This is a genomic window from Streptomyces sp. NPDC044984 (assembly GCF_040646935.1).
Taxonomy (GTDB): Bacteria; Actinomycetota; Actinomycetes; order Streptomycetales; family Streptomycetaceae; genus Streptomyces.
Window position 1 is genome coordinate 97,064 of sequence record NZ_JBEZBE010000030.1, and the last position, 13,762, is coordinate 110,825.

General features: G+C 72.6%; 10 protein-coding genes. 4 read left to right on the plus strand and 6 right to left on the minus strand.

The annotated features are described in order from the left end of the window. Positions 1 to 60 precede the first annotated feature (60 nt). From AB0A94_RS28725 to AB0A94_RS28740, 4 genes are all read right to left on the minus strand, one after another. The gene (locus AB0A94_RS28725; protein WP_361748809.1) at positions 61 to 750 is read right to left on the minus strand and encodes a response regulator transcription factor; all 690 of its coding nucleotides are present in this window, start codon (positions 748 to 750) and stop codon (positions 61 to 63) included. Between the two features lie 54 nt (positions 751 to 804). Continuing rightward, entirely contained in the window at positions 805 to 2,049 is a 1,245-nt protein-coding gene (locus tag AB0A94_RS28730; RefSeq protein WP_361748810.1) for a transposase, read from the minus strand. Between the two features lie 275 nt (positions 2,050 to 2,324). Further along, on the minus strand, positions 2,325 to 3,557 hold the full coding sequence (locus tag AB0A94_RS28735; protein ID WP_361748812.1) for an MFS transporter: 1,233 nt from the start codon (positions 3,555 to 3,557) through the stop codon (positions 2,325 to 2,327). A gap of 67 nt (positions 3,558 to 3,624) precedes the next feature. Beyond that, positions 3,625 to 4,182 carry an SDR family oxidoreductase gene (locus AB0A94_RS28740; protein WP_361748813.1) on the minus strand — a complete coding sequence of 186 codons (558 nt, stop codon included), beginning with the start codon at positions 4,180 to 4,182 and terminating at the stop codon, positions 3,625 to 3,627. A 178-nt stretch (positions 4,183 to 4,360) separates the two neighbouring features. Between AB0A94_RS28740 and AB0A94_RS28745 the strand changes: the two genes are divergently transcribed. After that, positions 4,361 to 7,735, plus strand: a complete 3,375-nt coding sequence (locus AB0A94_RS28745; RefSeq protein ID WP_361748814.1) for a BTAD domain-containing putative transcriptional regulator — start codon at positions 4,361 to 4,363, stop codon at positions 7,733 to 7,735. A 391-nt stretch (positions 7,736 to 8,126) separates the two neighbouring features. Here the strand turns inward: AB0A94_RS28745 and AB0A94_RS28750 are convergent, their stop codons facing one another. Both AB0A94_RS28750 and AB0A94_RS28755 read right to left on the minus strand, forming a co-directional pair. After that, on the minus strand, positions 8,127 to 9,704 hold the full coding sequence (locus AB0A94_RS28750) for an FAD/NAD(P)-binding protein (protein WP_361748815.1): 1,578 nt from the start codon (positions 9,702 to 9,704) through the stop codon (positions 8,127 to 8,129). Then, the gene (locus AB0A94_RS28755; protein ID WP_361748816.1) at positions 9,701 to 10,708 is read right to left on the minus strand and encodes an amino acid ABC transporter permease; all 1,008 of its coding nucleotides are present in this window, start codon (positions 10,706 to 10,708) and stop codon (positions 9,701 to 9,703) included. Before AB0A94_RS28755 ends, AB0A94_RS28750 begins: the two co-directional genes overlap by 4 nt. Before the next feature lie 556 nt (positions 10,709 to 11,264). On the opposite strand from AB0A94_RS28755, the gene AB0A94_RS28760 reads away from it, so the two are divergent. From AB0A94_RS28760 to AB0A94_RS28770, 3 genes are all read left to right on the plus strand, one after another. Then, positions 11,265 to 12,392, plus strand: a complete 1,128-nt coding sequence (locus tag AB0A94_RS28760) for an LLM class flavin-dependent oxidoreductase (protein WP_361748817.1) — start codon at positions 11,265 to 11,267, stop codon at positions 12,390 to 12,392. Further along, on the plus strand, positions 12,389 to 12,919 hold the full coding sequence (locus tag AB0A94_RS28765; protein WP_361748818.1) for a GNAT family N-acetyltransferase: 531 nt from the start codon (positions 12,389 to 12,391) through the stop codon (positions 12,917 to 12,919). The genes AB0A94_RS28760 and AB0A94_RS28765 overlap by 4 nt, the downstream gene beginning before the upstream one ends. Positions 12,920 to 12,954: 35 nt before the next feature. Further along, positions 12,955 to 13,762, plus strand: an 808-nt coding sequence (locus AB0A94_RS28770; RefSeq protein WP_361748819.1) for a transporter substrate-binding domain-containing protein, incomplete at its 3' end; no start/stop codon positions are given.

Here is a 13,762-nt window from a genome sequence, read left to right on the forward strand (position 1 = left end):
CCGGGGAACGGCGAGGGCCCCGGGAGCACGCGTGTCCCGGGGCCGTACGCCCCGATCCGCTCAGCCCGAGGGCGTCTTCGACATCTGCCAGGCGTACCCCATCCGGTAGCCGACGCCCCGGACCGTGATGATCCAGCCGCTGGAGCCGAGCTTCGCCCGGATGCTGCTCACATGCGTGTCGATCGTGCGGCTGGTGTGCCCCCAGTCACTGCCCCAGACCCGGGCCATCAGCTCTTTCCGCGTCACGACCGTCTCCGGGGTGGCGGCCAGGGTGTAGAGCAGCTCGAACTCCTTCGAAGTGACGCCGACGAGCCGTCCCCCGAGCCGAACCTCCTGCCTACGTGGATCGATATGCAGATCGCGCAGGGAAATGGTGCCCGGAAGGTCCTGTCGGGGCCGGGTCCGGCGCAGTACCGCTTCGATACGGGCTCCGATTTCCCGGAATCCCCAGGTTTTCACCACACAGTCGTCCGCGCCCGCGTGCAGCACGAGGACGCGCTCCAGTTCGGCGTCGGCATCGGTGACCGCTATCAGGGCCGTGTCCCCGCCGCTGCGCAGGGAACGGCACAATTCCAGCCCGTCGATATCGGGCAGTTCCAGGGAGAACAGCACCAGATCCGCTTCTCCGTACACCCGCACCGCCCCCTCTCCGGTGGAGACGCTGCGGGCGGTGAATCCCTGCCGACGCAGATCGCTCACCATGGCCGCCGCCGCGGAGGTGTCCTGCTCCACCACGAGTACCTGTCTCACGTGCCCCACCCACCCTTTCCCCTCGGCCTCACGCCGGTTCGCAGCGCCGCCATGTCAGTGGGAGGCGCCGGTGAGGGCGACGGCGGGAGGTGCGGTGGGCGGGGTCCGGGCACGGGGTGGCGCTTCCGGCGGGGCGGTGGTGTCCCCGGCGGCACCGGGCAGGCGCTGGTAGACGTAGGCGGCCGAGACCATGGTCATGTGGTGGTGCCAGCCGGGGAAAGAGCGGCCCTCGAAGTCGAGGACGCCGAATCTGCGGCCGAGCGTGGTGACGGCGGAGAGGGCGGCGGCGTGGCCGCGCGCCAGCCGGAGGACCTCCTCCACCCGCCGGTCGGTGAGGGTGGTGAGCCAGTACCGGGCGGGCTGCCGGCCGTCCGGGTCGGGCCGTTCCAGGAGGCGGTACGGGCGTACGCCCATGTCGTCGCCGAGGCCGGGCCGCGGCGCCACGACCGTGTCCGCATAGGTGTGGACCGGTACGGGCCGGACCCGGCCGTCCGGGGTCTGCCGGAGCAGGACGTGGGTCTGCCGGGCGTGCCGGACCTCCATGAGCGCGCTCACCTTGGTCACGACGGGCGTGTGCTGCCCGGTGAGGAGCACCAGGTGGTCCGGGGACACCTCGCACACCACGTCGGCCCGTTGCCGGGCGAGGCCCGCGAGGACTCCCGCCGCGTCGTCGCACCGGGTCAGGTCCAGCACCCAGGGCAGCCTGGCGAGTCGGGGCTGAGCGGCCACTTCGGCGGCGTACCCGACGACATGGTCGGCGGGGGTGCGCCCGGCCTCGGACCCGGGGATGCGCGCCCGGCGTCTGCGTTCCCGGTCCGAGTCCCACGCCCCGCCGAGCACGAGGCTCCAGTCCACCGGGTAGCACTGCGTCCCCGAGACGAGGAAGAAGACCAGCGCCCGCTGGCAGTTGACGGTGCGCCCGGTGACGGGGTCGAGGCGCCGGTGCACGCCCACCGAGTGCTCGCCGCGCTTGGGGATGATGAGTTCGGCGACGGTCCATGCGTGCGGGGTCGTCCGCGCGGCGACCCGGCGGGCGAGCCGGCGGCGTACCGGCGCCCACTCCCACGGGCTGGCGTTGATGAACTGGTGGAGACCGTGAGCCGCGGCCGGGGGTAAGGGCTTCGCCAGTGCCATGCGGCGGGGTGTCTTCTTGCCCGATCCATGGATCAGGGCCCACAGATAGGCATGGGCCCAACGGCGCTGCTCCGGCCGCTGGAACGCCCGGAAGATCTCGTCCATGAACGTCTGCATGTACGCGCCGTCGCCCGGCACCGCCGCGCGCACCTCACTTGACGACATGTAACGCTACGCCCCCTCGATACTCGTCACCGCTCGCACCCGAGTGGATGCATGGCACATCAGTACGAGGTGAAAGTACCGCTCGGAACGGAGTTTGCCCGGGTCGGCCGTCTATTTTGCGAGTTCGGGGCCTGACCTGCGAAGACGCCCCTCGGCGGGGCATACGTGACGGGCACGTGGACCCGAAGGACCCGGCTCCGCCACTGGTGGAGCCGGGTCCCGGAGCCGACCGGCGAAGTGTCAACAAATCATGAACATGGTCGGGGCGCGGTGCGTCAGGCTTCCACCGGCCGATGGGCGGGGAAACCGGCCTGACGGGCGTAGAGCACGACCGCGATCACCGGCAGCAGGAGCAGCAGGACCGTCCAGGGGAAGGACTCACTGCCCAGGGTGTCCAGCAGGATGCCGCCGACGATGCCGCCGCCCGCCATCGCGACGTTCCAGAGCGTGACGAGCATCGCCTGCGCGGCATCGGCCGACTCGCCCCCCGCGTCACCGACGGCGGTCTGCAGCAGGGTGGGCACACCACCCCAGCCCAGACCCCACAGCACCACCGCCACATAGACGAGGGCGGTGGTGTCGGAGAGGACGGCCAGCAGCAGCGAGGCCACGGCGACCAGCAGCGCGCCGCCGACGGTGAGGCCGCGCAGCCGGCGGTTGATCTGCGCGCCGACGATCCAGATGCTCGCCAGCGAGGCGGCTCCGAAGACCAGCAGGATGAAGCCGGTGGAGCCACCGAGGCCCAGGTCCTCGAGGTACGTGGCGATGTACGCGTACAGGATGGTGTGCCCCAGCACGAAGACCAGCGTGACGAAGAGGACCGGGGAGACGCCCGGGACGGTCAGGGTCCGCAGCAGTTTCGGCCGCTCGCCGCGCCCCTGGCCGGGGAAGTCCGGTACGCCCACGAAGATCCACACCAGGAGTACGACCGTGAGCACCGTCATCGACAGGAACGCCACGCGCCAGCCGAGCCACTCGCCGAGGAACGTCCCCGCGGGCACACCGAGGGAGAGCGCGACGGGGATGCCGGCCATGGCGACGGCCATCGCCTTGCCCTGGAGGTGCACGGGGGCCATGCGGCGGGCGTACCCGGCGAGCAGGGCCCAGGCGAGACCGGCCGCGACCCCGGCGACGAACCGTGCCACCATCGTCAGCTCGTAGACGGACGACACGGCCGTCACGGTGTTGGCGAGGGCGAACCCGCCCATGGCCGTGAGCAGCAGCTTCTTGCGCCGCCAGCCCGCCGTGGCGGCGGTGAGCGGGATCGCGGTCAGGGCGGTGCCGATCGCGTAGACCGTGACGGTCTGACCGGTCGCGGACTCGCTGACTCCCAGGTCCTTGCTCATCGCGGGCAGCAGACCGGCGGGGAGGGTCTCGGTGAGGCTGGTGACGAAGACGGCGGTGGCGAGGGCGAGCAGGGCGAACAGCGGCAGCTTCCGCTGTTCCTCGCCTGGGCCCTTCGGGTCCGTCGCCGCGGCGGTGGGCGCCGTGTCGGGTGTGGTGCTCATGGGGTGTGCTCCAGGTTTCCGGATGGGAAAGGTGGGGTGCGGGGACGGTGGGGTGTGAGGCGCGGGGTCACGGGCCGCCGAGGCCGCCGTCGACGGGGAGTCGGGCCCCCGTGGTGAACGTCGCCTCCGTGGCCAGGAAGAGCGCGGCACGGGCCACCTCCTCGGCGGCGCCGAGGCGCCCGAGCGGAGGCAGGGGCACGGCGCCGGATCCCGGCGCCTCGATACAGCCCGGGGCCACCGCGTTGACACGGATGCCCCGGGCGGCGAGTTCGGCGGCGAGCGCCCGCACGGCGTCGGGGCACGGGGTGGGGGCGGTCAGTACGATCGCGCCGCCGTCCTCGACGTACGGGAGCAGGAGGCGCGCGGTGGGGACGGCGTCGGTGAAGAGGAGACCGACGCCGCCGAAGCCGGTGGTGCCGTCCCCGGTGATGGCGGCCCCCACGGCCGACGGCGTGACGACCCGGGCGGCGGAGCCGAGTTCGGCGACCGCGTGGGCGCGCTCGGCGTCGGTGCGGGCGGTCAGCAGGACGCTCGCCCCGCCCTCCACGAGCCGCTTGGCGATGGCCAGGCCGATATCGGTGGCCTCACCGACGACCAGGGCCTTCCTGTGCGCGTACTTGGTCATGGTTGCCGCTCCCTCCAGGTGCCGCCCGCGGGGACGCATCGCGGTGTCGCTCGCGAGGACGACTCTGCGCCCGGGCGCTTCGGGGAACCTTCGGGAAACCTTCGGGCCGGCCGGCGGCCGGGGCGGTGGGTGCCCGGAGCCCCGGGGGCCGGTGCCCCGGACCTGTACGGTGGCGCCCATGCGGTTTGGGGTGCTCGGGCCACTGGCGGTGTGGGACGGCGAGGGACGGGAAGTCAGAGTCCCCGAAGCCAAGGTCCGGGCCCTGCTGGCGGATCTGCTCGCGAACGACGGAGGACCGGTGTCCGCGGACCGTCTCATCCACGACCTGTGGGGAGACGCCCCGCCGGGCAGGCCCGCGGGCGCTCTCCAGGCCAAGGTCTCCCAGCTGCGCCGGGTCATCGGCCGCGACCGGGTGGTGCGCCAACCCCCTGGATACCGGCTGCGGTTCGACGACGGCGACGAGGTGGACGCCGTACGCTTCCGGGCCCTGGTGGCACAGGCCCGCCCCGTCCAGGACCCGCGCGCCAGGGCCTCGCTGCTCACCGAGGCCCTGGAGCTGTGGCGCGGACCGGCGTACGCGGACTTCGCGGACGGCCCCTTCGTACGGGCGGCCGCCCAGCGCCTCGCGGAGCAGCGGCTCTCCGTGCTGGAGGAGCAGGCCCAGGCACGCCTGGAGGCCGGGGACCACGCGCTCCTCACCGGGGAGCTCGCCGACCTCGTCGCGCTCCACCCGCTGCGGGAGCGCCTGCGCGCCGTCCAGATGAGGGCCCTGTACGCGGCGGGCCGCCAGAGCGAGGCGCTCGCGTCGTACGAGGACCTCCGCACCCGGCTGGTGGGGGAACTGGGGGTCGACCCGAGCCCCGAACTGGCCGCGCTGCACGGGGCGGTGCTGCGGCAGGAGCCGGGGCTGAGCGCGGGGGCCGCGGACCGTACGCGGGCGGGGGGCACGGAGCCCACCCCGGCCGCGACTCACGCCGCGAGCGTCATACCCACCACACCCCCCACCCCCCCACCCCCCCGCTCCAACCTCCCCGTCCCCCTCACCCCCCTCGTGGGCCGCCGCCAGGCGCTCGCCGACCTTTCACGACTCCTCGCCGAAGTGCGCCTGGTGACCCTCACCGGACCCGGCGGCGTGGGCAAGACCCGGCTGGCCGTGGCAGCGGCCACCGCGGAGCGGGACAGGGCACGGTCGGGCGAACTGGCCGACGGCGCCTGGCTCGTGGAGTTCGCCGGGATCCGTGCCGGCACCCCCGCCGACCTCGCCCAGGTCGTCGCCGCCACCCTCGGCATCCGCGACGACGCCCCCCGATCACTGCCCGGCACCGGCACCTCCGCACCCACCCTCCCGCACCGCCTCGCCGCCGCCCTGCGCGACCGCCGCACCCTGCTCGTCCTCGACAACTGCGAGCACGTCGTGGACGCCGCCGCCGAACTCACCGAGCTCCTCCTGCGCACCGCCCCCGGCCTGCGGATCCTCGCCACCGGGCAGGAGCCGCTCGGCCTGGCGGGTGAGGTGATGTTCCTGGTGGAGCCGCTGGAGCCCACCGACGCGGTCCGGATGTTCATGGAGCGCGCGGCCGCGGCCGCCCCCGGTTTCCCGCGAGACCCCAAGGCGCCGGACGAGTCGGAGCGCAGGGCGGTCGCCGATATCTGCCGCCGCCTCGACGGCATCCCGCTCGCGCTGGAGCTCGCCGCCACCCGCGTACGGGCCCTGGGGGTGAAGGAGTTGGCGGAGCGGCTCAGCGACCGCTTCCGGGTGCTGACCTTCGGGCAGCGCGGTGCCCCGGCCCGCCAGCAGACGCTGCGCGCGGTGATCGACTGGAGTTGGGAGCTGCTCAGCGCGCCCGAACGCATCGTCCTGCGCCGCCTCGCCGCCCACAGCGACGGCTGCGACCTGGCCGCCGCCGAAGCGGTCTGCACGGGGGACGGCGTGGCCCGGGACGAGGTGCTGGACCTGGTCACCCGGCTGGTCGACCGGTCCCTGGTGGTCGTGGTGGCCGGACCCACCGGCCCCCGCTACCGGCTCCTGGAGTCCGTCGCCGCGTACGCGACCGAGCGGCTCCACGAGATGGAGGACCTCACCGCCGTACGCGACCGTCATCTGCGCCACTACCGGGCCTTGGCCGAACACGCCGAGCCGCAGTTGCGCGGCGCCGGGCAGCGGCCCTGGCTGGACCGGCTGGACGCGGAGGCCGGCAACCTCCGTACGGCACTCGACGAGGCGGTGCGCCGGGCGGGTGCGGGGGAGCCGGAGGAGGCGGTCCGGCTGGCCACCGCCCTCGCCTGGTGGTGGCTGCTGCGCGGCCGCCTCACCGAGGCCCGCCGGAGCCTGGGCGCGGTGCTGGCGGTGACGGACGGGCCGCCTGAACTGGCTTCGCTGCACGCGGCTTTCGCGCTCCTGACCGGAGATCCCGGAGCAGCCGCCATCGCGGTGGACGGTCACGGTCCCGCCCCCGCGTTCGACGCCGTCCCCGACCCCGTACGCCGGGCCCGCGCGCTCTGGCTCTGTGCGTTCGGCCTGTTCAGCGCGGGTGACGCGGCGGGGAGCAGCGAGCTGAACGCCCGCGCCCTCACCCTGTTCACCGCCGCCGAGGACCGGTGGGGCACCGCCGCCGCACTCGGCCTGCGCGCGACGCTCGCGCTGGTCCGCGGCGACCTCGCCGGGCTCGGCCGCGACGGCACGCGCAGTGCCCTGATCTTCCGCGAACTGGGGGACCGGTGGGGCGAGTTGCAGACCGTCTCCCCGCTCGCCGCGCTCGCCGAGATCAAGGGAGCGTACGAGGACGCCGAGCGCCGCCAGCGCGAAGGGCTGCTCATGGCACGGGAGTTGGGACTGGAGGCGGAGGTGTCCGCACGGCTCTCCGGCCTCGGACGGCTCGCGCTGCTCGCCCGCGACTGGGACCGCGCCCGCGACCTGCACGAACAGGCACGCCGGATCGCCGCTGAACAGGGCTACAAGTACGGCGAGATCCACTCCGAGATGGGCCTCGCCCTCGGCGCCCGCCGCTCGGGCGACCTCGACGGGGCCGAGGCGCACCTGTGCCGCATCCGCGACGGCTACGCCGACGTCTCCTCCCAGGCGGGTGACCACCTGCTCCTGGCCGAGCTCGGCTTCGTCGCCGAGCTGCGCGGTGACGCGCACGGGTCGGCCGCCCGCCACCTGGAGGGTCTGGAGATCGCCCGTGCCCTCGCCGAGCCCCGCGCCCTGGCCCTCTCCCTGGAGGGCCTCGCCGGTGCGGCGGCCCTGTCCGGGCATCACCCCGCCGCCACTCGTGCGGCCGTCCTGCTCGGCGCCGCGGCGGCCGCCCGGCGCCGGGCCGGAGCTCCCCTGCCGCCCGCCGAACGCACCGACGTCGATCGCATCACGGCCTCGGCACGGGCCGTACTGGGGCCGGACGTGTTCTCGGAGGCGTACGGCAGGGGCACCCGGCTCACCCCGGAGGAGGGGATCCGGTTCGCCCGTGAGGCCCTGGCGACGGAGCGTCGGGCTTCAAGTCCTTCGGCAGCCGTGGGGTGCGGGGGCCGTGGAGGGTGCCGTCGCGGAGCATCATGAACAGCAGCAGGTTTGACGCGGTGGCTGAGGGCCGGGTGAGGGCTCGGGTGCGGGTCTTTCGCCGAGGCCCTCAAGGTGTCGCCGGCCAGGCCCGGCCGTCCGGGACGAGCTGGAGCGGCCCCCCGACGGGCCGCTGCAGCCGGTCTTCCGTGGTGAGGTGGGGGAACGTGGCGCGCCAGTGGGCACGGACACCTGGTGGGGCCGTGATCCGCGCCGAGTGCCGGTCGCGTTGTCGGACGGCGCCTGGCTCCGGCCGACGTCCTGCCGCGCGCCACGAACCCGGTCGTGCCCCTCGGGCCCGGCGATCCCGCCGCGCGTCAACCCCCGACATGCGCCTGAAGGCTGACAGCGCTGCCGTCGTGGCCCTTGGGCCTGCTGGGCGGAACGGAGCTCAGAGATCGCAGCAGGGTGCGGGCCACCTCGTCGTTCTGCCGAAAGGCGGGGGCGTTGGTGCGGGGCCGGGCGAACGCGGCCTGAGCGCGGCTGTCGGTCGGTGCGCCGAGCGCGACGAGGCGGGGCGGGGCCGCCCGGACCCGCGTCGATGACGTGGCCGCCTGCCGGGGTGACCCTGAGCCTGCCGGAGCGGTGGGTGTGTGGAGTCGGAGACGACCTCCTCCGTGAGGGTGCCGTGGCGGTGCAGGTGCCGTAGCAGGGGGTCGTGCGTGCGGTCGAGGTTCGGGCCCGGCAGGTACGCTTCGACCAGCGCCGTGGCGTGCACCGTGTGGCCGGGTACCGTGGGGCTGGTGGCGACGAAGGTGCCGGTGGTCTCGTCCGTGTCGATGCGGAGGTCCGCGCCGAGGAAGTGAACGAGCCCGGCTTCGGAGAGGGCCAGGAGCTGGCGCAGCCGGAATCCCGGCGGGCCGGAGGCGAGGAAGCTGAAGAAGCCGTGCCACCAGCCGTCGAGATCGTCGGCGACGGAGCGGGCCGTCAGCCGTCCGGCGGTGACCAGCGGGGGCAACTGCCCGTAGACCGAGAGCAGTGCGAGGAAGGCGCCCAGGTCCGCACTGTGGGTCGCGTCCTCGCGGCGGGCGACGTCCCGTGCGATGTGGTCGCGCAAGTGGCTCCGAAAGGCTTCCGGCGTTGCGGAGGTCAGCCCTTTCAGCGGATGGTCCAGGGCCTCGAAGTCCAGGCGGTCCGCCGGGTCCTGCACGGCCCTGGTGGTGAGAGCCGTCATCTCGTCGGAGTACCAGCCGAAGCGGTCGTAGGCGGTGAGGAACTCCGGCCAGGACAGCGCTGTGCGATCGGGGTGGGCGTGGAACAGTTCGTGGTAGCGGTCGGCGTCGTCGGAGAAGTTCGGTGGCAGGTGGAAGCGGCCGTGGCGGCGGGCGAAGGCGGCGCGGGTGCGGTGTTCGACGGTGGGAGCCGAGCCCAGGTGCCCCTGGGCGAGAACCACCCGGTCGGCACGGAGAGGGGCGGTGCGGCCGGACAGGCGCACGTGCTGACGCCCGTCCGGGGCGTCGGAGACGGCGGTCGCGGTGGTGCGGTGCCACTCCACCGTGACCGAAGCAGGCAGCTCGGTCAGCACTCGGCGGAACACCCAGTCCAGGTAGGCGCTCTGAGCACGGCGGGTGGGAAAGTCCGTGCCGGCGAGGGTGCGCAGTTCGGCGAGCACGTCCGGGTCGGCGGGACCGGTGTGCGGCGCGTGGCGCGGCGCCTCGGATCCTTCGGAGAACGAGGCGGCCCACTCGGCCAAGGACGGGCCCGGCCGCACGGGCCCCTCGATGGTGGACGTCTCGTCGGTGAACATGGTGACGTCCTCGGCCATGGAGTTCATGCGCAACAACGGCGACTGCCCGTGCCGCCAGATCCGGCCCGGTCCCGGCGGGTGCGGATCCACGAGATGGATGATCAGCTTCCTGCCGTTGTCCCACAGCTCGGGAGCATTGGCGGCGATGCGCTCCAGCAGTCCGGTGGCGCGTGGTCCCGCGCCCACGATGACGAGGACGGCCGCGGAGGGTGTGGGGCTCACTGGTCACCGCCCAGGGTGGAGCGGGCGTCCGCGGCGGTCGCCCGGTTCAGCCGGGCACGCGAGACGGCCAGGCCGGCACGGAGCCGTTGCAGCGGAGTGGGAGGCAGGGCGCGGGCGGCACCGCGCGCGTAGTACCGCTCGACGTAGTACTGGCCGACGCTGAGCACGGTCGTCACCGCGATGTACCACAGCGTGGCGACCAGAAGAAGGGGTATGACCTGGTAGGTGCGGTTGTATATCAGTTGTACCGAGAACAGCAGGTCGTGCACGGCCAGCACACTGACGATGCTCGTTCCCTTGAGCGTGCCGATCAGCATGTTCCCGGCCGTCGGCACGATCGAGCGCATCGCTTGCGGAACGACGATCCGGCGCAGCGTGCGCCGCCTGCCGAGGCCCAGGGCCTGAGCGGCCTCCGTCTGGCCCGCGTCCACCGACAGGATGCCGCCGCGTACCACTTCGGCGGCATAGGCCGCCTCGTGCAGGGTGAGGCCGATCACGGCGGTGAGGGTGGGACCCAGCACGTTCACCGTCTTGACGGTCACGAACTCCGGACCGAACGGGAGGCCGAGTCCGAGAGTGGGGTAGAGGGCTCCGATGTTGAACCAGAACAGCAACTGCACCAGCAGCGGAGTGGACCTGAAGATCCAGACGAAACCCCAGCTCAGCGTGCGCAGTACCGGGTTCGCGGACAGCCGCATCACCGCCAGCGGGATGCCGAGCAGGAAGCCGAGTGCCGTCACCGCCGCAGTGAGCCAGAGGGTCAGCAGCAGCCCGTCGAGCACGGCACTCGTGGTGAGGTAGCGGCCCACCACGTCCCACTGGAAGGCGCTGTTGCGGACGACGGAGTTGACCGTCATGGCGAAGAGCAGCAGTGCCACGGCCGCCGCCAGCAGCCGGCCGACGTTCCGGCGCGGCACGATCCGTGGCGAGTCGGTTTCGTGCGGGTCGGTTCCTCTCCAGGGTTTCGGAGCGGGAACGGACGTGACATCGGAAGGCGTGACCATCGAGAAGAGCTCCGGAGGGAGGAAGGAGTGCGGGCATGGGCGTCGTCACACATGTCGCGTCCCTCAACGCGGCCGGAGCGTCCACCGCGCTGCGGCGCGTGGCTGGTCCTCCGCCGAGATTAGCCCTCGAGGAGCGTGAACGGTCAATCGTTCCGGGGGAGTTGCAATGGTCCGTACACGCTGCCGTCACACGGTCCCAGGGTGCGGGACGGTATGCGGTCCGCGCTTGACGCGCGGCCGTCCGCACGGCTGAATAAAGGGCATGGCTGCCCAGGAACGCTTGGTCTCGCGCGACCACATCGACTTCGGTCGGGTGTGGTCCGCCGCGTGTTGCGTCTGACTCGGCAGCAGGCCGCAGGACCGGCCCTTTCCCTCCTTCGGTGACCCGTCGCGGGCCGGAATCCGTCCCTGCGTGAGCTGCCGCGGCACTGCCTCTCCCGACGTACCGGCGTCGTCACACCTGTAGTCACCCGTCATCCCGACGGCCCTCGTTCCGCGTACCCGGCGGGCTCCTCCGCCGTGCCCGCACGCGACTTCGTTCCGAAAGGCCCTTGCCATGCCCGTGGAGTTCCTCGGCATCGCCGCCACCCACAACGGTTCCGAAACCACGCCCCGTTCCGGTGCCGCCTTCGACAAGGAGTACACACTCCGCCTCGCCCGGGCACACGAGGAACACGGCTGGGACCGGGTGCTGTTCGCCTACGGTTCCGGCTCGCCCGATCCGGCCCCGGCCGCCGCGTACATCGCGAGCCGGCTGGAGCGCCTGCAGATCCTGCTGGCCCACCGGCCCAACGTCTCCTGTCCCACCTTCGCCGCCAAGACCTTCGCCACCCTCGACCGGATCAGCGAGGGCCGGCTGACCGTGCACTTCATCACCGGCGGCGACGACCACGAGCAGGGACGTGAGGGCGACACCCTGACCAAGGACGAGCGATACGCCCGCACGCGCGAGTACATCCGGATCGTGAAGAAGATCTGGACCACTCACGAACCGTTCGATCACGAGGGCGAGTACTACCGCTTCCATGACTTCGTGAGCGATGTCTTCCCCGTCCAGCAGCCCCGTCCGAACGTCTCGTTCGGTGGATCGTCGCCCGCCGCCTACGCCGCCGGAGGCGCGGAGGCCGACGTCTACTGCCTGTGGGGCGAGCCGCTGGCGAGGACCGCGGAGCAGATGGAGGCGGTGAGGAACGCGGCGAAGGCCGCGGGCCGTACCGACCTCCCGCGGTTCCAGGTGGCGTTCCGCCCGATCATCGCCCCGACCGAGGAGCTGGCCTGGGAAAAGGCCCACCGTACGGTCGGTGCCATCCGGGAACGGCGCGAGAAGGGACTCGTGCGGCACCATCGAAGCGGCGTCCCGCAGAACACGGGATCGCAGCGGCTGATCGCCATCGCCGAGGCGGGGGAGCGCTACGACCGTGCCCTGTGGACCCCGACCGCCGCCGCCACCGGCGGCGCGGGCAACTCCAACGCCCTGGTCGGCACTCCCGAGACCGTGGCCCAGGCGCTGCTCGACTACTACGATCTCGGCGTCGACATCCTGTCCGCCCGCGGCTACGACCTGCTGGGCGACGCGATCGACTTCGGCCGGTACGTGATCCCGATCGTCCGTGAGGAGGTCGCCAAGCGCGACGCGGTCCGGGCGGCGCGTGGTCCGCGGAGCCTGGCGGCGGTGGGCGAGTGAGTTCCGTCGCCCGAGCTTCGCTCCCCGATCTCACGGTCGTCCACGTGCCCGTCTCCGACCCGCGTGTGACACCGCTGTTGCGCGAACTCGGCCACGAGTACTCCACCCGGTACGGCAGCGACGCCCACACCGAACTCGCACGCTACCCGGACGAGGAGTTCACCGCCCCGCACGGCGGGCTGCTGCTTCTGCTCCTGGCGGGCGGTGAGCCGGTCGCGGGCGGGGCCTTCCGCCGGTACGACGCGAAGACGGCCGAGCTGAAGCGGATCTGGACCCACTCCGCCCATCGGCGTCGCGGCCTGGCTCGCCGAGTCGTCGCCGAGCTGGAGCACGAAGCGGGCATGCGCGGCTACCGGCGGATCTACCTGACCACGGGCCCACGCCAGCCCGAGGCTCTCGGTTTGTACCTCGCCACCGGCTACACACCGCTGTTCGACCCGGAGGCGGACCCGGAAGCCATCGGCCCCCTGCCCTTCGAGAAGCACCTCACCGTCGCACCCCGCACCGGAAAGGCCACCGACCTGTGAAGCCACTCGCCCTCCGCGGCAGTCTGCGCCCCGCCTTGGCCACTGCCGCCCTCGTGCCCCTGCTGTTCCTGACCGCGTGCGGCTCCGGCGACCCCGACCACACCGCCGCGGCCGGCGCGCGGAACTCTCCCGCGCCGACCGACGACCCGGTCGCCGGCGTACGCAAGGTCGACTCCATCGCCGCCCTGCTCCCCGCAGACGTGCGGAAGTCGGGCACACTCCGGGTCGGCAGCTCCGTCGCCGCCCCGCCCGCTGCGTACTACCCGAACGGATCGGACAAGCGGCCCGAGGGCCAGGACATCGACCTCGCCGACGCCGTCGCCAAGGTCCTCGGTATCGAGCTGGAGCGCCAGGACGCTTCTTTCGAGACGATCCTGCCCGCCCTGCGCAGCGGCAAGTACGACTTCGGAACCGGCAACTTCGGAGTCACCACCGAGCGCCTGAAGACCATCGACTTCGTCACCTACATCAACGACGGCCAGGGCTTCGCGGTGAGGGAGGGGAACACGTCCTTCGGCAAGAAGGTCACGGACCTGGTCCAGCTGTGCGGGCGCACGGTGGGCATCGGCGCCGGGACCACTTTCGAGGCGACACTGGACGCGAACAAGGGGGTGTGCGCGAAGGCCGGCAAGAAGCCCTACGACGTGAAGGTCTACTCGGAGAACGGGGCGACCGTCACCGCGCTCCAGCAGGGCCGGATCGACGTGATCATGTCGACCATCAACGGCCTGCGGTACCAGGCGTCACAGCCCGCCGCGCACACCACGTTCCTCGGCGAGTTCCACCGCCTCGACGTCGGCTTCGCCTTCAAGAAGGGCTCTCCGCTCACCAAGGCGTTCCAGG

Excerpts from the sequence above, each read along its gene's own strand:
- AB0A94_RS28755 (WP_361748816.1), bottom strand. The coding sequence starts at position 10,708 with ATGGTCACGCCTTCCGATGTCACGTCCGTTCCCGCTCCGAAACCCTGG.
- AB0A94_RS28735 (WP_361748812.1), bottom strand. The coding sequence starts at position 3,557 with ATGAGCACCACACCCGACACGGCGCCCACCGCCGCGGCGACGGACCCG.
- AB0A94_RS28760 (WP_361748817.1), top strand. The coding sequence starts at position 11,265 with ATGCCCGTGGAGTTCCTCGGCATCGCCGCCACCCACAACGGTTCCGAA.
- AB0A94_RS28745 (WP_361748814.1), top strand. The coding sequence starts at position 4,361 with ATGCGGTTTGGGGTGCTCGGGCCACTGGCGGTGTGGGACGGCGAGGGA.
- AB0A94_RS28730 (WP_361748810.1), bottom strand. The coding sequence starts at position 2,049 with ATGTCGTCAAGTGAGGTGCGCGCGGCGGTGCCGGGCGACGGCGCGTAC.
- AB0A94_RS28740 (WP_361748813.1), bottom strand. The coding sequence starts at position 4,182 with ATGACCAAGTACGCGCACAGGAAGGCCCTGGTCGTCGGTGAGGCCACC.